This window comes from Pseudomonas sp. 18-147 (genome assembly GCF_051048045.1).
Lineage (GTDB): Bacteria > Pseudomonadota > Gammaproteobacteria > Pseudomonadales > Pseudomonadaceae > Pseudomonas > Pseudomonas aeruginosa.
The window spans coordinates 377,856-397,598 of the sequence record NZ_CP182296.1; the positions used below are offsets into that span (position 1 = coordinate 377,856).

Annotated in this window: 19 protein-coding genes; 11 read left to right on the plus strand and 8 right to left on the minus strand. The window is 65.6% G+C overall.

Annotated elements, in window-relative coordinates:
* The first annotated feature begins 19 nt into the window (after window positions 1-19).
* From spuD to ACM0M4_RS01720, 5 genes are all read left to right on the plus strand, one after another.
* Window positions 20-1,123, plus strand: a complete 1,104-nt coding sequence (gene spuD / locus ACM0M4_RS01700; protein ID WP_003084299.1) for a putrescine-binding protein SpuD — start codon at window positions 20-22, stop codon at window positions 1,121-1,123.
* A gap of 418 nt (window positions 1,124-1,541) precedes the next feature.
* Entirely contained in the window at window positions 1,542-2,639 is a 1,098-nt protein-coding gene (gene spuE, locus ACM0M4_RS01705) for a spermidine-binding protein SpuE (protein WP_003084301.1), read from the plus strand.
* 54 nt (window positions 2,640-2,693) lie between these two features.
* Window positions 2,694-3,848 (plus strand): polyamine ABC transporter ATP-binding protein, encoded by a 1,155-nt coding sequence (gene potA, locus ACM0M4_RS01710; RefSeq protein ID WP_003084303.1) that lies wholly within the window; start codon window positions 2,694-2,696, stop codon window positions 3,846-3,848.
* Window positions 3,849-3,874: 26 nt separating this feature from the next.
* A complete protein-coding gene (locus tag ACM0M4_RS01715; protein WP_003121722.1) occupies window positions 3,875-4,756 on the plus strand; it encodes an ABC transporter permease subunit in 882 nt (293 codons plus the stop codon).
* Between the two features lie 82 nt (window positions 4,757-4,838).
* A complete protein-coding gene (locus ACM0M4_RS01720) occupies window positions 4,839-5,708 on the plus strand; it encodes an ABC transporter permease subunit (RefSeq protein WP_003084307.1) in 870 nt (289 codons plus the stop codon).
* Window positions 5,709-5,885: 177 nt separating this feature from the next.
* On the opposite strand, the gene hacB is transcribed toward ACM0M4_RS01720, so the two are convergent.
* Window positions 5,886-8,273, minus strand: a complete 2,388-nt coding sequence (gene hacB, locus ACM0M4_RS01725) for an N-acylhomoserine lactone acylase HacB (protein WP_003142587.1) — start codon at window positions 8,271-8,273, stop codon at window positions 5,886-5,888.
* A gap of 110 nt (window positions 8,274-8,383) precedes the next feature.
* Here hacB and ACM0M4_RS01730 point away from each other — a divergent pair, with 110 nt between their 5' ends.
* On the plus strand, window positions 8,384-9,436 hold the full coding sequence (locus ACM0M4_RS01730) for an AraC family transcriptional regulator (protein ID WP_014602372.1): 1,053 nt from the start codon (window positions 8,384-8,386) through the stop codon (window positions 9,434-9,436).
* On the opposite strand, the gene ACM0M4_RS01735 is transcribed toward ACM0M4_RS01730, so the two are convergent.
* Complete coding sequence (locus ACM0M4_RS01735) at window positions 9,415-9,918, minus strand: transcriptional regulator (RefSeq protein WP_003112942.1); 504 nt, start codon at window positions 9,916-9,918, stop codon at window positions 9,415-9,417. The genes ACM0M4_RS01730 and ACM0M4_RS01735 overlap by 22 nt on opposite strands.
* Before the next feature lie 104 nt (window positions 9,919-10,022).
* Window positions 10,023-10,634 carry a DUF6436 domain-containing protein gene (locus ACM0M4_RS01740; RefSeq protein WP_003118762.1) on the minus strand — a complete coding sequence of 204 codons (612 nt, stop codon included), beginning with the start codon at window positions 10,632-10,634 and terminating at the stop codon, window positions 10,023-10,025.
* A 76-nt stretch (window positions 10,635-10,710) separates the two neighbouring features.
* On the opposite strand from ACM0M4_RS01740, the gene ACM0M4_RS01745 reads away from it, so the two are divergent.
* Complete coding sequence (locus ACM0M4_RS01745) at window positions 10,711-11,652, plus strand: alpha/beta hydrolase (protein WP_003459215.1); 942 nt, start codon at window positions 10,711-10,713, stop codon at window positions 11,650-11,652.
* Window positions 11,653-11,671: 19 nt separating this feature from the next.
* On the opposite strand, the gene ACM0M4_RS01750 is transcribed toward ACM0M4_RS01745, so the two are convergent.
* Window positions 11,672-12,424 carry a hypothetical protein gene (locus ACM0M4_RS01750; RefSeq protein ID WP_023089547.1) on the minus strand — a complete coding sequence of 251 codons (753 nt, stop codon included), beginning with the start codon at window positions 12,422-12,424 and terminating at the stop codon, window positions 11,672-11,674.
* A 48-nt stretch (window positions 12,425-12,472) separates the two neighbouring features.
* Here ACM0M4_RS01750 and ACM0M4_RS01755 point away from each other — a divergent pair, with 48 nt between their 5' ends.
* Window positions 12,473-13,171, plus strand: a complete 699-nt coding sequence (locus tag ACM0M4_RS01755; RefSeq protein ID WP_003118764.1) for a 2OG-Fe(II) oxygenase — start codon at window positions 12,473-12,475, stop codon at window positions 13,169-13,171.
* 21 nt (window positions 13,172-13,192) lie between these two features.
* On the opposite strand, the gene ACM0M4_RS01760 is transcribed toward ACM0M4_RS01755, so the two are convergent.
* Complete coding sequence (locus ACM0M4_RS01760; RefSeq protein WP_033999324.1) at window positions 13,193-13,744, minus strand: DUF6160 family protein; 552 nt, start codon at window positions 13,742-13,744, stop codon at window positions 13,193-13,195.
* A 265-nt stretch (window positions 13,745-14,009) separates the two neighbouring features.
* Between ACM0M4_RS01760 and ACM0M4_RS01765 the strand changes: the two genes are divergently transcribed.
* Complete coding sequence (locus ACM0M4_RS01765) at window positions 14,010-14,504, plus strand: DUF523 domain-containing protein (RefSeq protein ID WP_003112945.1); 495 nt, start codon at window positions 14,010-14,012, stop codon at window positions 14,502-14,504.
* A gap of 2 nt (window positions 14,505-14,506) precedes the next feature.
* Here the strand turns inward: ACM0M4_RS01765 and ACM0M4_RS01770 are convergent, their stop codons facing one another.
* Window positions 14,507-15,199, minus strand: coding sequence for an amino acid ABC transporter permease (locus tag ACM0M4_RS01770; protein ID WP_003084339.1), 693 nt, complete (start codon window positions 15,197-15,199; stop codon window positions 14,507-14,509).
* A gap of 71 nt (window positions 15,200-15,270) precedes the next feature.
* On the minus strand, window positions 15,271-16,041 hold the full coding sequence (locus ACM0M4_RS01775) for a cystine ABC transporter substrate-binding protein (RefSeq protein ID WP_003112946.1): 771 nt from the start codon (window positions 16,039-16,041) through the stop codon (window positions 15,271-15,273).
* 292 nt (window positions 16,042-16,333) lie between these two features.
* Here ACM0M4_RS01775 and ACM0M4_RS01780 point away from each other — a divergent pair, with 292 nt between their 5' ends.
* Window positions 16,334-16,771 carry a DUF4399 domain-containing protein gene (locus ACM0M4_RS01780; RefSeq protein ID WP_003084345.1) on the plus strand — a complete coding sequence of 146 codons (438 nt, stop codon included), beginning with the start codon at window positions 16,334-16,336 and terminating at the stop codon, window positions 16,769-16,771.
* A 57-nt stretch (window positions 16,772-16,828) separates the two neighbouring features.
* On the opposite strand, the gene serA is transcribed toward ACM0M4_RS01780, so the two are convergent.
* Window positions 16,829-18,058 carry a phosphoglycerate dehydrogenase gene (gene serA / locus ACM0M4_RS01785; protein WP_003112947.1) on the minus strand — a complete coding sequence of 410 codons (1,230 nt, stop codon included), beginning with the start codon at window positions 18,056-18,058 and terminating at the stop codon, window positions 16,829-16,831.
* Window positions 18,059-18,261: 203 nt separating this feature from the next.
* On the opposite strand from serA, the gene ACM0M4_RS01790 reads away from it, so the two are divergent.
* On the plus strand, window positions 18,262-19,656 hold the full coding sequence (locus tag ACM0M4_RS01790) for an FAD-binding oxidoreductase (RefSeq protein ID WP_003112948.1): 1,395 nt from the start codon (window positions 18,262-18,264) through the stop codon (window positions 19,654-19,656).
* Window positions 19,657-19,743: the final 87 nt, after the last annotated feature.

Genomic DNA, 19,743 nt, shown 5'->3' on the forward strand with positions numbered 1-19,743 from the left:
AAAAATGGAGCTACCCCGCATGATGAAACGTTTCGGTAAGACCCTGCTCGCCCTGACCTTGGCGGGCTCTGTGGCCGGTATGGCGCAGGCTGCGGACAACAAGGTGCTGCACGTGTACAACTGGTCCGACTACATCGCGCCGGACACCCTAGAGAAGTTCACCAAGGAAACTGGGATCAAGGTCGTCTACGACGTCTACGACAGCAACGAAGTGCTGGAAGCCAAGTTGCTGGCGGGCAAGTCCGGGTACGACGTGGTGGTGCCGTCCAACTCCTTCCTCGCCAAGCAGATCAAGGCCGGGGTCTACCAGAAACTCGACAAGTCCAAGCTGCCGAACTGGAAGAACCTGAACAAGGACCTGATGCACACCCTGGAAGTCAGCGACCCGGGCAACGAGCATGCGATTCCCTACATGTGGGGCACCATCGGCATCGGCTACAACCCGGACAAGGTCAAGGCGGCCTTCGGCGACAACGCGCCGGTGGATTCCTGGGACCTGGTATTCAAGCCGGAGAACATCCAGAAGCTGAAGCAGTGCGGCGTCAGCTTCCTCGACTCGCCGACCGAGATCCTCCCGGCGGCCCTGCATTATCTCGGCTACAAGCCGGACACCGATAATCCCAAGGAACTCAAGGCGGCCGAAGAGCTGTTCCTGAAGATCCGTCCCTACGTCACCTACTTCCACTCGTCGAAGTACATTTCCGACCTGGCCAACGGCAACATCTGCGTCGCCATCGGCTACTCCGGCGACATCTACCAGGCCAAGTCCCGCGCCGAAGAGGCGAAGAACAAGGTCACCGTCAAGTACAACATTCCCAAGGAAGGCGCCGGCAGCTTCTTCGACATGGTCGCCATTCCGAAGGACGCCGAGAACACCGAGGGCGCCCTGGCCTTCGTCAACTTCCTGATGAAGCCGGAAATCATGGCCGAGATCACCGACGTGGTTCAGTTCCCCAACGGCAACGCGGCGGCCACCCCGCTGGTGTCCGAGGCGATCCGCAACGACCCGGGCATCTACCCGAGCGAAGAGGTCATGAAGAAGCTGTATACCTTCCCCGACCTGCCGGCCAAGACCCAGCGGGCGATGACCCGCAGCTGGACCAAGATCAAGTCCGGCAAGTGATCCGCGAGGAGCCCGGCGGCGCCTGAAGCCGCCGGCGCTCCGGCACGAGAGAACCGGAACGCGGCCGGGTTTCCTCCGGCCACGCTCCCCTGCGAAGAGGTTCGACTCTTTTGCCCGTTCGTCCAGACGCTTCCTCCTGGGGGCCCGACGACCGGACGCAGTATCGACGACGAAGACGCTGCCATGGGCGCTGCGCCAATCTGCCGCGCCGGGGCCGGTCGTGTCGCTCGCACCGGGGCCGAGGGCCCGGAAAACCTGAAACCAACACGCCGGTAGGGAACCCAGCTCACTCATGTTTCCCGGCGGAATCGTCGGGTTGTCATGAAACCCGAGTGATCTGGGCTTACATCGGCACTTGAAGAACACGGGTCGAACAGGCAGGGTGCTGCCGTGAAAAGGCCCGGAACAGGAGTCGGACATGCAACATTCCATTGGCAAGACACTGCTGGTAGCCGCTCTGGCTACGGCGATCGCGGGCCCCGTGCAGGCGGAGAAGAAGAGCCTGCACATCTATAACTGGACCGATTACATCGCTCCCACCACCCTCAAGGACTTCACCAAGGAGAGCGGGATCGACGTCAGCTACGACGTCTTCGACTCCAACGAGACCCTCGAGGGCAAGCTGGTCTCCGGCCACTCCGGCTATGACATCGTGGTGCCGTCGAACAACTTCCTCGGCAAGCAGATCCAGGCCGGTGCCTTCCAGAAGCTGGACAAGAGCAAGCTGCCGAACTGGAAGAACCTCGATCCGGCGCTGCTCAAGCAACTGGAGGTCAGCGACCCGGGCAACCAGTACGCGGTTCCCTACCTGTGGGGCACCAACGGCATCGGTTACAACGTGGCCAAGGTCAAGGAAGTCCTCGGTGACCAGCCGATCGACTCCTGGGCCATCCTCTTCGAGCCGGAGAACATGAAGAAGCTCGCCAAGTGCGGCGTGGCCTTCATGGACAGCGGTGACGAGATGCTGCCCGCCGCCCTCAACTACCTGGGGCTGGATCCCAACACCCACGACCCGAAGGACTACAAGAAGGCCGAGGAAGTCCTGACCAAGGTTCGCCCCTACGTCAGCTACTTCCACTCCTCCAAGTACATCTCCGACCTGGCCAACGGCAACATCTGCGTCGCCTTCGGCTATTCCGGGGACGTCTTCCAGGCCGCTGCCCGCGCCGAAGAGGCCGGCAAGGGCATCGACATCCAGTACGTGATTCCCAAGGAAGGCGCCAACCTGTGGTTCGACCTGATGGCGATTCCCGCCGATGCCAAGGCCGCCGATAACGCCTACGCGTTCATCGACTACCTGCTGCGTCCGGAGGTGATCGCCAAGGTCAGCGACTACGTCGGCTACGCCAACGCGATACCGGGGGCCCGCCCGCTGATGGACAAGAGCGTCAGCGACAGCGAGGAGGTGTATCCGCCGCAGGCCGTGCTCGACAAGCTCTACGTTTCCGCCGTGTTGCCGGCCAAGGTGCTGCGCCTGCAGACCCGTACCTGGACCCGGATCAAGACCGGCAAATAAGTTCAAATTCCGCCCGGTAGCGTGACCGGGCTCAACGACTTGGGAGTTGTGGTAATGGCGATAGCCTCCGGTGCCTACAAGAAAGCCCTAGAGGGCAACCAGCAGCCGAAAGAGGTGCTGGTAAAGATCGACCGGGTAACCAAGCAGTTCGACGAGACGCTGGCGGTGGACACCGTGTCCCTGACCATCAACAAGGGCGAGATCTTCGCCCTGCTCGGCGGCTCCGGTTCGGGTAAATCCACCCTGTTGCGCATGCTCGCCGGTTTCGAGCGGCCCACCGAGGGGCGGATCTTCCTCGATGGCCAGGACATCACCGACCTGCCGCCCTACGAGCGGCCGATCAATATGATGTTCCAGTCCTATGCGCTGTTCCCGCACATGAGCGTGGCGCAGAACATCGCCTTCGGCCTCAAGCAGGACGGCCTGCCCAAGGCCGAGATCGACGAGCGCGTGGCCGAGATGCTCAAGCTGGTGCACATGACCCAGTACGCCAAGCGCAAGCCGCACCAGCTCTCCGGCGGCCAGCGCCAGCGGGTGGCCCTGGCTCGTTCGCTGGCCAAGCGGCCGAAGCTGCTGCTGCTCGACGAGCCGATGGGCGCGCTGGACAAGAAGCTGCGCTCGCAGATGCAACTGGAACTGGTGGAGATCATCGAGCGCGTCGGCGTGACCTGCGTGATGGTGACCCACGACCAGGAAGAGGCCATGACCATGGCCCAGCGCATCGCCATCATGCACCTGGGCTGCATCGAGCAGATCGGCAGCCCGATGGACATCTACGAGACCCCGGCGAGCCGCCTGGTCTGCGAGTTCATCGGCAACGTCAACCTGTTCGACGGCGTGCTGGTGGAGGACGTGCAGGACCATGCGGTGATCGCCTGCCCGCAGCTGGAGAACCCGATCTACATCGGCCACGGCATCAGCACCCGCGCCGAGGACAAGCGCATCACCTACGCGCTGCGGCCGGAGAAAGTGATGATCAGCGCGCAGAAGCCGGACAACCTGGAACACGCCGGGCACAACTGGGCCCAGGGCACCGTCTACGACATCGCCTACCTTGGCGGCCACTCGGTGTACTACATCAAGCTGGCCTCCGGGATGATCGTCCAGGCCTTCATGGCCAACGCCGAGCGCCACGTCGCCCGGCCGACCTGGGACCAGTCGGTGTACATCAGCTGGTACGACGACAGCGGCGTGGTACTGCAGTCATGAAATTCGCCAACAGCCTGAAAAAGCGCATGCCCACCGGGCGGCATGCGGTCATCGGGGTGCCGTTCCTGTGGCTCTTCCTGTTCTTCCTGCTGCCCTTCGCCATCGTGCTGAAGATCAGCCTGGCGGAAGCGGACGTAGCCATCCCGCCCTACACCGAGATCTTCGCCTACGCGGACCAGCAGTTGCAGGTGCTCCTCAACCTCGGCAACTACCTGATGCTGACCGATGACCCGCTCTACATCGATGCCTACCTCGGCTCGCTGAAGATGGCCTTCATCAGTACCCTGATCTGCCTGCTGGTGGGCTACCCGATGGCCTACGCCATCGCCCGCTCCAGCCAGTCCTCGCAGACCGTCCTGCTGCTGCTGATCATGATGCCGACCTGGACGGCGATCCTGATCCGGGTCTATGCCTGGATGGGCATCCTTTCCAACAACGGCCTGCTCAACAGCGTACTGATGGGGCTGGGGCTCATCAGCGAGCCGCTGACCATCCTCAATACCAACATCGCGGTGTACATCGGCATCGTCTATTCCTACCTGCCGTTCATGATCCTGCCTCTCTACGCCAACCTGGTGAAGCACGACCCGAGCCTGCTGGAGGCCGCTTCCGACCTGGGCGCGCGTAACTTCACCAGCTTCTGGAAGATCACCGTGCCGCTGTCGAAGAACGGCATCATCGCCGGCTGCATGCTGGTGTTCATCCCGGCGGTGGGCGAGTTCGTCATCCCGGAACTGCTCGGCGGCCCCGAGACCCTGATGATCGGCAAGGTGCTCTGGCAGGAGTTCTTCAACAACCGCGACTGGCCGGTGGCGTCCGCCCTGGCGGTGGTGATGCTGGCGATCCTGATCATCCCGATCATCCTGTTCAACAAGAACCAGGCCAAAGAACTGGAGGGCAAGGTATGAGCCAGCACAGCGTATCCCGCTCCGTATCCCGTTCAACAGGCTCTCCATCCAGAAGCGTGGCCAAAGAACTGGAGGGCAAGGTATGAAGCGCTGGAATTTCTCCAACGTCATGCTGATCGTCGGCCTGCTCTTCATCTACCTGCCGATGCTGATCCTGGTGATCTATTCGTTCAACGCCTCCAAGCTGGTGACGGTGTGGGGCGGCTGGTCGGTGAAGTGGTACGTCGGCCTGCTGGACAACACCCAACTGGTCAGTTCGGTCGGACGCTCCCTGGAGATCGCCTTCTATACGGCGTTCTCCTCGGTGCTCCTCGGCACCCTGGCGGCCTTCGTCCTCACCCGCATCCCGCGCTTCCGCGGTCGTACGCTGTTCGGCGGCATGGTCACCGCGCCGCTGGTGATGCCGGAAGTGATCACCGGCCTGTCGCTGCTGCTGTTGTTCGTGGCCATGGCGCAACTGATCGGCTGGCCGCAGGAACGGGGTATCGTGACCATCTGGATCGCCCACACCAGCTTCTGCTCGTCCTACGTGGCGGTGGTGGTGTCGGCGCGCCTGCGTGAACTCGACCTGTCGATCGAGGAAGCGGCGATGGACCTGGGCGCCAAGCCCTGGAAGGTGTTCCTGCTGATCACCATCCCGATGATCGCGCCCTCGCTGGCGGCGGGCGGCATGATGTCCTTCGCCCTGTCGCTGGACGACCTGGTACTGGCCAGCTTCGTCTCCGGACCCGGCTCGACCACCTTGCCGATGGAAGTGTTCTCGGCGGTACGCCTGGGCGTGAAGCCGGAGATCAACGCGGTGGCCAGCCTGATCCTGCTGAGCGTTTCGCTGTTCACCTTCTTCGCCTGGTACTTCACCCGCCAGGCCGAGGAGCGGCGTCGCCGGGCGATCCAGCAGGCGATGGAAGAGACCGCGACCGACTGGCAGAAAGGCTCGCCGACCCCGGCCTGAGCCCTCCGCCGAAAAGAAAAGGCCACCTGCGGGTGGCCTTTTTCATTGGCGCGTCGGTGGCGGGAAATGCCTGGCTACGCTCCGTAGGGCGACGCCCGAGGCGTTATCCGCCGATAGCCCGTTGTATCCGGCGGACAACCACCATGCGGCTACTCGCCCGACCCCACGCCGGCCGGCTCAGCGCTTCGGCTCCAGCACCAGCACGCCCTTGCTGTTCGCCTTCACCTCGTTTTCCTCGTAGTGCTGCGGCAGGTAGTGGCCCTCGATGTAGGCCTCGGCCTGGTCGTCGTAGTGGCCGTCGAAGGGCACGCCGCTCTGCCCGACCGGGTTGATGCCGAGGCTGTGGGTCGGGTCGGCGAAGTCCACCAGGCGCCGGGTCGATGGACCGTAGGTGACCGCCCAGGGGGCCGGGCCGATCTTCGCCGACAGATTGTTCGGTACCTCGTGGGTGCCGGGGGCGGCGAACGGACCGACGTTGAGAAGGCGCCTGAGCAGCGCTTGCTGGCCCAGGGCGTGCTCGTGGGTCAGGGTATGCGCCTTGCCCCACAGCCAGCCGGACGGGTCGTTGCCGAGGGTGCTGCGCAGATGCGCGAGGGAGGCGTTCCAGGCGGTCCTGACGATATCCGCGCGGGTTTCCCGGCGTTCTGTGCGGCGGTCGTCCCACCAGGGCGAGTCGGCGTCGCCAGCCAGCCGAGGCAGCGCGCTGTCGATGGCGCGGGTGGCGATCAGGCTGTCGAAGAAGGCATCGCCCAGTTCGTCGTGCAAGGCGCCCTCGGCAATCTGGAACAGCAACTGGTTGAACAGCGTGGCGGCGGTCGAGTCGACCGGGTAGTCGCCGTTCCAGGCCGCCAGTTGCTCGACCAGGCGCTTGCCTTCGGCGTCGTCGACCACCTCGCGCAGGACCGGCAGCAAGGGTGCGAGCAGGCGTGGCGCGTAGCCGGTGCGATTGCCGAGTTGCAGCGCGCGGCTGTTGTCCAGGTTCCATTTGGTGCCGCGGTCGGCCAGTTGGGTATCCAGCCACTGGCCGCGGTCCGCCAGGTTGTAGTAGCCGGGAATCGGCCGGCCATTGGCCGGGACCGGCTGGAAGTTGGCGGAGACGATATAGCCGCGCGCCGGGTTTTCCTCCTGTGGGTTGTCGGCGAACGGATAGAAGCCGGACTTGTCCGCCTCGCCCTTGCTGCCGTCGAGGATGAAGCTCGGGTTCACCCCCTCCGGCCGCTTCGGCAGGGCCGCCGAGGCCCACCAGCCGATATCGCCGGCGGCGTTGGCCCAGACCAGGTTGAGTCCCGGCGAATGGATCTTCGAGGCCGCCGCGCGGGCCTTGGCCAGGGTATCGGCGCGATTCAGCTGGTAGAAGGCGTCGAGCACCGGGTTCTCGGTCTCGAGGAAAGCCCACCACATGGCGATCGGGGTCTTGCCGGAGCTGGCGCCGAGCGCGTCGTTGACGATCGGACCGTGGGGCGAGCGGCGCAGGGTGAGCTTCACCGGCGCAGCGCCCTTGACCGCGATTTCCTGCTCCTCGCTCTGCAGGTCGACCCATTCGCCCTGGTACCAGACCTGGTTGGGGTTGTCCGGGTTGACCTTCTCGGCGACCAGGTCGAGGTCGTCGTTCTGGAACATCGTCAGGCTCCAGCCGAACGCACGGTTGTGGCCCAGCGAGGCGAAGGGGTTGAGCGCCTGGTGGTGGCCATAGAGTTCGAAGCCGGGCGCGCTCAGCTGGGCCTCGTACCATACCGCCGGCGCGGCGAAGCGGATATGCGGGTCGCCGGCCAGCAGGGGCTTGCCGCTGGCGGTGCGGCTGCCGGCGACGACCCAGGCGTTGCTGCCCTCGAACTGCGGCAGGCCGGCGTCCTCCAGGGCCTGCTGGCTGAGACGGGCGAGGGCGCCGAGGTCCTTCCAGTCGCCGGCGCCCAGTGCGCCGGAGGGCGTCAGCACGCCCTGCGGATGCCAGTCGAGATCGAAGATGCGCAGGTAGTCGCTGCCCAGTTCGTCGCGGATGTAGGTCAGCACCGGCTCGGTGCGGAAGGCGGCAGCGAAGCTGTAGGCCATGTAGCCGGCGATGCTCAGGGTATCTTCGGGGGTGAAGGGACGCCTGGGTATGCCCAGCAGATCGAATTCGAGCGGCGCCGGGTTGTTCTCCTGGAACTGGTTGACCCCGTCCAGGTAGGCCTCCAGCACTTTCCAGGGCTGCGACTGCTTGTCCTGGCGGGCGCTGTATTCGGCGGCGTGGTCGCGGATGCGCAGGGTGCGGAACAGACGGTCGGTATCCACCAGCTTGGGTCCGAGCACTTCGGCCAGCTCGCCGCGCGCCAGGCGCCGCAGCATTTCCATCTGGAACAGGCGGTCCTGGGCGTGCACGTAGCCGAGGGCGCGGTAGAGGTCGGTCTGGTTCTGCGCATACAGGTGCGGAACCCCGCGCTCGTCGTAGCGCACGTCGACCGGCGCCTGCAGGTGGGCCAGGGCGAGCGAGCCGTTGCGGAGCGGCTGCTTGGCATGGAGGTACCAGGCGCCGCCGGCAGCCGCGGCGGCGACCGCCACGGCGATCACGGTCAGGGTGCGTTTCATCGATCCTTTCTCCTTGTTGTAGTGCCGAGCATTCTGCGGATGCCGCCGGCCCGCGGCATTGACCGAATGCTCGGACCCTGGAAGTCTTTGGTCAATCGCGAGGAGCCGCCATGCAGGACGACCCGTCTACCAGCCCCCTGACCCATTCCGCCACGTTGCGGCGTCTGTTGTATGAAGCCCTGGACGCCCTCGGGCTCGACCCCACCCGCGTCTACCGCAGCGTCTACCGGCGTATCCCGCTGCCGCCGCCGACCCTGGGCGGCCGCCTGGTGCATGACAACGCCCCGTTGTTCTGGACCGAGCTGGCGGCGGTGACCGGCGATGCCGACATCGGCCTGCACCTGGGCGAGGCAATGAAGCCGCGCCTGCTCGATGTGGTCGGCTACCTGCTGCTGTCCGCGCGCGACCTGGAGGAGGCGCTGCGCAGCTTCGTGCGTTTCCAGCACATTCTCTCCGGCGGTTTCGCCGCGCGCCTCGAGGTCGAAGGGGAAACGGCAAGGCTGATCCTCGACATCAACTACCTGGGCTATGCCTCGCTGCGCCAGCAGATCGAATGCCTGATGCTGCTGTTCCTCAAGCTGCTGGCGCTGATCAGCGACGACGAGTTCGTCGCCGAGCGCATCGAGTTCCGCCACCGAGCCCCGCCGCGGCTGGGCGAACACCGCCGGTTGTTCGGCAGGCTGCCGCTGTTCTCGCGGCCGCACGATGCCCTGGCGTTTTCCGCCGCCTTGCTGCGGCGTCCTTCGCGCAACGCCAATCCGGACATGCATGACGTGCTGGCCCGCCACGCGGAAGAACAGTCCCGCGAACTCAGCGAGAACCGCTTGCTCAATCGCGTGCGCTACCTGATCGAGCTGCGCCTCGGGGAGGGCTATGGCTTGCGCCAGTGCGCGGCGGAGCTGGGCCTTGGCAGCGGTGCCTTGCAGCGTGCGCTGGCCGCTGGGGGAGCGAGTTTCCGGCAGGTTCGCGATGAGGTTCGCCGGCAGCGGGCGAGCGAGATGCTGTTGGCCGGTCGCGCCATCCGCGAGGTGGCCAAGGCTTGCGGGTTCGCCGAGCTGTCGCCGTTCTACCGGGCCTTTCGCCGCTGGCACGCCGCGCCCCCGGAGCAATACAGGGCGCGGCTGGCGAAGCGGGAAGAGGGTTACTCGACCAGCGGTACCTGACGGCCGATCTCCAGGGTGGCGATGGCGTCGAGCTGGATCTCGATCTGCAGGAAGCGCATGGCGCGCTTGGGCGAGACGTTCTTGGCGATGCGCTTGACGTACTTGTCGCGCAGTTCCAGACGGTCCTCCTGGAGGTCGTCGACACGCTCGATCAGCTTGCTCGCCTGGTCGTCGCTGACGTTGCCGCTGTTGTAGGCCTGGGCGTAGTCGAGCAGGAGCTTGAGGGTTTCCTTGCTGAGCTTGTCCGACTCGGTGCGGTAGGTGTTGTAGATCGGCCAGAACTTCTCGCCTTCCTGGTCGGTGAGGTTCATGTTGGCCTCGACGATGCGCTTGCGCTTGTAGTCGACGTCGGCCAGGTCGTTCTGGATCTGCGCCTGGTGCTCCTTCATCAGTTCCTTGCTGCTGGGCTGAGGGTCGTTCTGGGCGGCCATCAGTGGCAGGCTGACGAGGGCGAGCAGGGCGAGGGTGGGACGTAGGGACATGCAGCGACTCCTTGGTTCGGCAACGGCCCCTCGTGGGCCGACCCGGGCAGTGTAGCCGCTACGCCTTCCGGCGCCCCCTCCGGAAGGCCCGGTGTTGAGCCAGGTCAGCCTTTTTCCGGGGTCCAGGGGCAGTAGCAACCCACGGCGAGGGTATGGGTGGCATCCACCGGACGTCCCTGCAGCAGCGCTTCGAGGATCGGTTCGATGAAGCTGTTGCTGGAGGTGCATACCGCGCCCTCGCTATAGGGGCCGAAGTAGGCCAGGCGGCCGTCGCGGTCCCAGATCGCCACGGCCGGGCTGGCCGGCAACTGCTCGGAACCGGGCAGACCGGCGAGGGGGCGCAGGGCGGCCAGGTTGTCCGGCAGGCGGCCCTGGCTGCCAGGCTTCTGCAGGACATGGAACTCCACGCCCTTGCCGGCGAAGCGTTCGATCAGCTCGCCGAGGTGCTGCTGGTTGCCGACGTTGCAGGGGCAGGCCGGGTCCCAGAAATGCACCAGGCGGATCGCCCCCGGCCCGGCCAGCTCGGCCGGCAGGCGCAGGCTGTCGCCGGAGAACAGGGTGGTCTGCTCGCTGAACGGGCGGATGTAGCGGATCTCGAACCACCAGTAGGCGGCGAGCAGGCCGCCGGCCCAGAGCAGGCCGACCAGGCTGACGAGGAGCGTCTTGCGGCGGGGAGTCATGGCATTCACACGGAAAACGGGTGCCAAGCTTGCCATGTGTTCGCGCGCAGCTGAATATCCCTGGGTTTCGCCCGTGGCCCGGCCACGAATCGATTGCAGCCCGGAACCGCCGATGTCAGAAGCCTTCAACCCCGATTACCTGCGCCAGCACCTGCGACCCTTGGCCGCGGCCGAGGCGGACGCCGCCGTCCTCGCCTACCAGGCCTACTACGGCCTGGACCTGCGCTCCCGCCATCCGCGCCTGCAAGCGCGGCTCGGCAGCATGACGGTCGACGGGCGCCGCCTGGCGGTGCAGGCCTGGCTGCTGCCGGAAGCGCGCGGCAGCCTGTTGCTGATGCATGGCTATTACGACCACATGGGACTGTATCGGCACGTGGTCGACTGGGCGCTGGGCATGGGCTTCTCGGTGCTCGCCTGCGACCTGCCGGGGCATGGCCTGTCCGAAGGCGAGCGGGCCAGCATCCGCGACTTCGCCGAATACCAGGCGGTGTTCAAGGGCCTGCTGGGCCAGGCTGCCGAACTCGACCTGGCGGCGCCCTGGCACCTCTGCGGACAAAGCACCGGGGGGGCGATCCTGCTGGACTACCTGCTGCACGGCGGCGAACGTCCCGAGCTGGGCGAGACGATTCTCCTGGCGCCGCTGGTGCGCCCGCGCGCCTGGGGCTGGTCGAAGCTCAGCTACCGCCTGCTGAGCCCGTTCGTCGACTCGATCCCGCGGCGCTTCTCGGAGAACTCCAGCGATCCGCAGTTCCTCGACTTCCTCCGCGAGCACGATCCGTTGCAGCCACGCACCCTGCCGACCGCCTGGGTCGGCGCGCTGACCCGCTGGGTGCCGCGCATCGAGCGGGCACCTCGGCGTGCCCTGAGCCCCCTGGTGGTGCAGGGCGAGTCCGACGAGACGGTGGACTGGCGCCATGGCCTGAAGGTGCTGCGGGAGAAATTCGACGAGCCGCGGATACTGTTGCTGGAAGAGGCGCGCCATCACCTGGCGAACGAAAGCGAGGGGCTGCGGCGGCGCTATTTCGATTTCCTGAGCGACGCGCTGGGGGCCTGAGTTCCAGGCCCCGCGTCGATCAGGGGGCGACCGCCTGGTCCACCGCCAGGCCGGCTTTCAGCGCGGCCAGGGCCGCCTGGTAGTAGCTGCGGCCGGCCGGCGACTCGGCGAAGTTCACGTACTGGGTGAGTTCCGCATCGGAGAGATCGCGGTAGACATACAGCAGGGTGTTCTCCAGGTCCGCGCCGATCTGCTGCACCAGGCGCTGGCGCTGGCCTTCCAGCAACTGGCCGGTCTGTCCGCCGCCAAGCAGGCCGGGGAGGCCCGGAAGCATCTGGCTGAGGCTGTCGGCGGCGACCCCGGCCAGGGCCAGGCTGACTTCCGCGCCGGCCTCTCGGGCCGGAAGGACCTGGGCCAGGCGCTTCACCAGGGCCCGGCGTGGCTCGCTGGCGTTCTGCCGCGGCAGGCCGTTGCTGTGCTGGAGCAACTGGTCGCGGCGGGTGGCGAGCACCTCGGCGGCGACCACCTTGCGCCCCAGCGGCGACTCGAAGAAATTCAGCGGGCTGGCGCTGTCCGGCAGGTTCTCGCGCAGGCCGTTGAGGGCGCGCTGGTCGACTTCGGCCGGGGCGAAGCGGCGATTGCTGTTGTCCACCAGGGTCTGGTAGAGCGCGGGCGGCAGCTTGTCCTGGTAGCGCTTCTGCGCCGCGTCCAGGGCATCGCTGAAATGCGCGCGCTGGTCGGGCCAGCCAGCGGCCTGGTACAGGCGTTGATAAGGGTCGGCCAGGGCGGGCAGACCAACCAGCAGTAAAGCGAAGGCGAGCAAAGCGCGCATTGATACTCCTTTGGCGGCGAAAGCCTCGTCGTTCGGGTGGTGCCGTCCATGGGGCGCTATTGTCGACATGCGGCGGACCGCTTGTCGAGACACCGGGGCGGCACGCTACAATGGACAATGCACATCAACGTCAATCATCCACTCCTGCATCGCATCGTCGATGAACTGGTCGACCAGGGCTGGTCGCACCAGAGCATCTTCATGCCTGAGCGTCTGACCACCAGATTGGCCGAAGAGTGCCGCACCCGTGCGGTCGCGGGCGACCTGACCCCGGCGGCGATCGGCCGCGGCGACGGCCAGGTGATCCGCGAAGGCATCCGCGGCGACCTCACGCAATGGCTGGAGCCCGGAGAATCCGAGGCCTGCGACGAATACCTGGGGGTGATGGACAGCTTGCGCCAGGCGCTCAACGCCTCGCTGTTCCTCGGCCTCGAGGATTTCGAGTGCCACTTCGCGCTGTACCCGCCGGGCGCCTATTACCAGAAGCATGTCGATCGTTTCCGCGACGACGACGCACGCACCGTCTCCGCGGTTCTCTACCTCAACGATGCCTGGTTGCCCGAGCATGGCGGCGCGCTGCGCCTGCACCTGCCGCAGCGGCAGGTGGACATCCAGCCGACGGGCGGTAGCCTGGTGGTGTTCATGTCCGCCGGCACCGAGCACGAAGTCCTGCCCGCCAGCCGCGACCGGCTGTCGCTGACCGGCTGGTTCCGCCGGCGCAACGAATCCCTCCTGCAACTTTCCTGAACCCTCGGCGGCGTCGCCGCCTCAGTGACCCCAGACCTTGATCGTGCCGCGCAGGTCGGTGATGTCGCGCAGTTCGATGCGGCCGATCGAGTTGTCGCCGATGTACAGGTCGCTGGCCACCCGCAGGCGGATGCGCTGCGCCGGCAGGCCGCTGGCGATCAACTGGTCGTTGATCGTGGCGAGGTCCGGCAGGCTGATCGCCAGTTGCTGCCCGCCGCCGCTGCCGGTGGTCACGTCCAGTGCCAGGGTCGGCTGCTCGACGCCGAAGATCGGCAGGCTCAGGCCGAGCTGGGCGGCGCCCAGGGGGATGTTGCCGCCGCGCCCGTCCGGGCAGTCGCCGGCCTTCACGCAGCCGTTGTCGATCACCAGGTTGCGCAGCGAGAGGCTGCCGCCGTCGTCCACCCAGGCGACCCTGGCCGCGCCGGCGCGCAGGTCCAGGCGCAGGCTGATGCCGGCCTGGCCGGTGACCTGGCTGAGACTGTCGTTGTCCAGGGCCTCCATGGCCGCCTGGCTGGCGCTGGCGAGCAACGCGGGGGCCAGGAAAAACGGTAGAAGCGAGCGGGTCGGGAGCATGACGGGCGGGTCCTTCGCGGTTGCGCGGGAAGCCAGTCTGCTCGGGGCGGCGGAGGTTCGCCATGGGCCGCCCGCAGTTCTATCCTAAGGATCGGCAAGAAATAGCCCTGGTCCCCGCCATACGGGCGCTGGAGCGCGACCGCGAGGCCTAACTCCGGTTGGGTCGAGGGCGGGTTTCCCTGGTGTTTCCCGGCTACTGTTACCGGGCGTGACCATCGGCGAGCGGCGGGCTACTCTGTGTGCCTGTCAAAGGGGTGGAGCATCCATGCAGAAGGTTCTGGTCAGCCGTTGCCTGCTGGGCCACCTGGTGCGCTACGACGGTGGCAGCCATGGCCCGTTCGACCTGCTCTCGCGCTGGCATGCGCAGGGGCGGATCGTCGCCCTTTGCCCGGAGGTCGCCGGAGGCCTGCCGACGCCCCGCCCGCCAGCGGAGATCCCCGGCGGCCAGGGCGGCGAAGTGCTGGACCGGCTGAACCGGGTCTTCACCGTCGACGGCGAGGATGTCAGCGAAGCATTCCTGCTGGGTGCGGAGGCGGCAGTGGAACTGGTCCGCCGCCATGACATCCGGATGGCCGTGCTCAAGGCGCGCAGTCCTTCCTGCGGCAACCTGGAGAACTACGACGGGCGCTTCAACGGCAACCGGGTCGCCGGCGAGGGCGTTACCGCCGCCGCCCTCAAGCGCATGGGCGTGCTGGTATTCAACGAGGATGAACTGGACCGCGCCGCGGTCTGCCTGGCCGGCCTCGACGCCGGCGGCTGAACTCAGCGCCGCAGCGGCGCGGTCAGGCGGTTCTCCAGGGCTTTCTGCACACGCTCGAAGAGTGCCGAAAGCAGCCAGTAGATCCCGGCGGCGGCGAGATAGAGCGGCAGCGGCTGGAAGGTCTCGGCGATGACCTCCTTGGTCGCCAGCATCAGTTCGGTCACGGTGATCACGGAGATCAGCGAGGTGTCCTTGATCAGGCTGATCAGGCTGTTCGACAGGCTCGGCACCGCCAGGCGCAGGGCCTGCGGGGTGATGATGTTCCACAGGGTCTGGCCCCAGGTCAGGCCGACCGAGAGCCCGGCTTCCCATTGTCCCTTGTCGATGCCGAGGATCGCCCCGCGCATGGACTCCGAGAGATAGGCCGCGACATTCAGGGTCAGCGCCAGGATGCCCGCGGTGACCGGGGTGAACTCGATGCCTACGCTCGGCAGCCCGTAGTACAGGACGAAGATCTGCACCAGCAGTGGCGTCCCGCGGAAGGCGCTGACGTAGACCGCGGCGATCTGCGAGACCACCGGCACCTTGGTCACCCGGACCACCGCGACGCTGAAGCCGAGGATCAGGCCCAGGACCATCGATACCGCGGCGAACAGCACGGTATACATCGCGCCCTGGAGCAGGAAGGGCCAGGCCATCCCGAGCAGCTCGACCAGGTTGGCGAGCCATTCGAGCAATTTCTGCAGCGAATTCATTCAACACTCCATCGACAAACACGACGGCCGCGTCTCTCGGGCGCGGCCGCTTCCCCCGTTCGGGCGGGAGCTCACTTCGGCGGCTGGCTGACGTCCAGGCCGAACCACTTTTCCGAGAGCTTGGCGAAGCGGCCGTCGGCCTTGATCTTCTCCAGCGCCGCATTCAGCGCCTCGCCGAACTTCGGATTGTTCTTCCGGTAGGGAATCGCCATGTTCGCCACCGGTCCCACCGCCGCGCCGGGCTTGACCGGCAGCTTGGCCTCGCGGATGGCGAAGGGGATCAGCAGGCGGTCGTTGAGCGCCGCGTCGATGCGTTTGCTGGCCAGGTCCTGCAGGTATTCCGGGGCGCCCGGATAGGTGCGCACGTTGACGCCGGCCACCGACTTCGCCAGGTCGGCGTAGTTGGTGCCCTGGCCGACGCCGAGCTTGAGGCCCTTGAGGTCTTCCAGCGACTTGAACTGGCGGGTTTCGTCGGCACGCACGATCAACTGGGCGCTGGAGATGGTGTATGGCTCGCTGAAGTCGAAGACCTTGCGCCGCTGCTCGTTCACCGAGACCTGGTTCAGCGCGATGTCGTACTTGCCGCTCTGCAGGCCGGCGAGGATGCCGCTCCATTCGGTGGTGACGAATTCCGGCTTGACCGCCAGTTCGGCGGCCAGCAGTTCGCCCAGTTCGGTCTCGAAGCCGGTGAGCTTGCCGCCCTGCTTGAAGTTGAACGGCGGATAGGTGCCCTCCAGGGCGATGCGCAGGGCGCCGCGCTGGTGGACGTCGTCGAGCAGCTCGGCATGGGCCAGCGGAGCGGCCAGGGATACCAGCATCAGCAGGCGGGGCAGAAATCGCATGTAGTACTCCTCGGGTGGGAATGAACGTCGGTCGGGCCTATGCTGTTCGTTCAGCTTAGCCGGGCCCGCGTCCTGGACAATCGCGAACCTACTGGGTTGCATGCGGTCTTTCCAGGGGTTGCGGGCATTGACCCGGATTATGTGCGCGAGCGCCGCTCTAACACGGGCTTCGCAGTGGAAATCGCTGTGCCAGCGATGCCTTTCCCTGATTCGGAAGGCACGAAGAGTGCCGGGGAAATTCCGTCCAGTGGTGTTTCCCGGGTGCTAACGGAAGTGAAAACAGGAGACTCCCATGAGAGTGACATTGCCTTGCCTCGGTCTAGCCGCCCTGATGTTCGGCGCATCCGCCAGCCTGATGGCTGCCGACCTGCCCCGGACGAAGGCGCCCGAAGGGGCGAAAGTGTATTTCATCACGCCGGCCGATGGTGCAACCGTCGACAAGACCTTCACCGTGAAATTCGGCCTGAAAGGCATGGGCGTGGCGCCGGCCGGCGTCGACATGCCGGATACCGGCCACCATCACCTGTTGGTGGACCTGAAGGAGCAGCCGGCGATGAACCTGCCGCTGCCGATGACCGACAACATCCGCCACTTCGGCAAGGGCCAGACCGAAACCGAGATCACCCTGCCGCCGGGCAAGCACACCCTGCAACTGCTGGTGGGCGACAAGAACCACGTGCCGCTGGAGCCGACCGTGGAGTCGGAGAAGATCACCGTTACCGTCAAGTGACGGAAACGAAAAAAGGAGGCCGCTGGGCCTCCTTTTTCCTTTCCGCCGGACGCTGCCTTAGAACAGCACGCGGCTACGGATGGTACCGTTGACCTGCTGGAGTTTCTCCAGGGCCAGGTCCGAGTACTCGGCATCGACGTCGATCACTACGTAGCCGACCTTCTCGTTGGTTTGCAGGTACTGGCCGGAAACGTTGATGCCGTTGTCGGCGAAGACCTTGTTGATCTCGCTCATCACGCCGGGGATGTTGGCGTGGATGTGCAGCAGGCGGTGCTTGCCCGGGTGCGACGGCAGGGCCACTTCGGGGAAGTTGACCGAGGACACCGAGGTGCCGTTGTCGCTGTACTTGACCAGCTTCTCCGCCACTTCCAGGCCGATGTTGGCCTGTGCCTCGGCGGTGGAGCCGCCGATGTGCGGGGTCAGGATCACCCGGTCCAGGCCACGCAGCGGGCTGGCGAATTCCTCGTCGTTGGATTTCGGCTCGACCGGGAACACGTCGATGGCGGCGCCGATCAGGTGCTCGTCCTTGATCGCGGCGGCCAGGTGGTCCAGCTCGACCACTGTGCCGCGCGCGGCGTTGATCAGGATGCCGCCCTTCTTCATCGCGCGGATTTCCTTCTCGCCGATCATCCACTGGGTGGAGGGCAGTTCGGGAACGTGCAGCGAGACGATGTCGGACATGCCCAGCAGCTCGTGCAGGCTGCCGATCTGCACCGCGTTGCCCAGCGGCAGCTTGGTCACGGTGTCGTAGAAGAACACCTGCATGCCCAGGGCCTCGGCGAGTACCGAGAGCTGGGTGCCGATCGAGCCGTAGCCGACGATGCCGAGCTTCTTGCCACGGATCTCGAAGGAATTCGCCGCGCTCTTGATCCAGCCGCCGCGATGGCAGGAGGCGTTCTTTTCCGGGATGCCGCGCAGCAGCAGGATCGCCTCGGCCAGTACCAGCTCAGCCACAGAGCGGGTGTTCGAGTAGGGCGCGTTGAACACGGCGATACCGCGTTCGCGGGCGGCGTTGAGGTCGACCTGGTTGGTGCCGATGCAGAAGCAGCCGACCGCGATCAGTTTCTTCGCGCAGTCGAAGACCTCTTCGGTCAGCTGGGTGCGGGAGCGAATGCCGATGAAGTGCGCATCGGCGATCCTTTCCTTCAGCTCGTCGCCGGAAAGCGCGGTCTTGAGGTACTCGATGTTGGTGTAGCCGGCGGCCTTCAGCGTGTCCACGGCGTTCTGGTGGACACCTTCGAGAAGAAGGAACTTGATCTTGCTCTTGTCGAGAGAGGTCTTGCTCATCTGCGTAAACCTGTTGTCCCGGAGGAAGTGGCTGGAAAGCGAACTGCGCGAAGCGGGTCCGGCCGGCGCTGGCCGGCACCCGCAACTCGGCGCCCAGAGGCACTAAGCGCGGGGGGCGTATGCTAGCATGTTCTCCCTTTTCCTTGCCCGGTTGCGACCTGAGTTGTTCTCAGGACGACCATGAATCATTTGAGAGTTCCCGAATGACCCGCGAAGCCCTGATCGAATCGCTCAAGCCCCTGGTCGAGCCTGGCAAGCTGCTCGACGACGCCGCCTCCCTGGACGCCTACGGCAAGGACTGGACCAAGCATTTCGCCCCTGCGCCGCTGGCCATCGTGTTCCCCAAGAGCGTCGAGCAGGTCCAGGCGATCGTCCGCTGGGCCAACCAGCACAAGGTCGGTCTGGTCCCGTCGGGCGGTCGTACCGGGCTCTCCGCCGCGGCCGTGGCGGCCAACGGCGAAGTCGTGGTGGCCTTCGACTACATGAACCGGATACTCGACTTCAATGCCTTCGACCGCACCGTAGTCTGCCAGCCGGGCGTGGTTACCAAGCAACTGCAGACCTTCGCCGAGGAAAACGGCCTGTACTACCCGGTTGACTTCGCTTCTTCCGGTTCCAGCCAGATCGGCGGCAATATCGGCACCAATGCCGGCGGGATCAAGGTCATTCGCTACGGCATGACCCGTAACTGGGTGGCCGGGATGAAGGTCGTCACTGGCAAGGGCGACCTGCTCGAACTGAACAAGGACCTGATCAAGAACGCCACCGGCTACGATATGCGCCAGCTGTTCATCGGCGCCGAAGGCACCCTGGGCTTCGTGGTCGAGGCGACCATGCGCCTGGAGCGCACGCCGAAGAACCTCACCGCTATGGTCCTCGGCACGCCCGACTTCGACTCGATCATGCCGGTGCTGCATGCCTTCCAGAGCAAGCTCGACCTGACCGCCTTCGAGTTCTTCTCCGACAAGGCCCTGGCCAAGGTCCTGGCCCGTGGCGACGTACCGCGGGCGTTCGAAACCGACTGCCCGTTCTACGCCCTGCTGGAGTTCGAGGCGACCACCGAGGAAGTCGCCAACGAGGCGCTGGCCACCTTCGAGCACTGCGTCGAGCAGGGCTGGGTGCTGGACGGGGTGATGAGCCAGAGCGAGCAGCAGTTGCAGAACCTGTGGAAGCTGCGCGAGTACATCTCCGAGACCATCTCCCACTGGACGCCGTACAAGAACGACATCTCGGTCACGGTTTCCCGGGTGCCCGCCTTCCTCAAGGACATCGACGCCATCGTCGAGGCCAACTACCCGGACTTCGAGGTGGTGTGGTTCGGCCACATCGGCGACGGCAACCTGCACCTGAACATCCTCAAGCCGGAAAACCTCGGCAAGGACGAGTTCTTCGCCAAGTGCGCGACCGTCAACAAGTGGGTGTTCGAGACCGTCGAGAAGTACAACGGCTCGATTTCCGCCGAGCATGGCGTGGGCATGACCAAGCGCGACTACTTGACCTACACCCGCTCGGAAACCGAAATTGCCTATATGAAGGCACTGAAGGCGGTGTTCGACCCCAACGGGATCATGAATCCCGGCAAGATCTTCGCCGAGTAGCAGGTGTCGCAACGCAGAGGGCCGGTCATCCGGCCCTTCTCGTCTGTGGCGGGCGCCACGGATGCCTTTCCACCCGTTCAGGAGTCG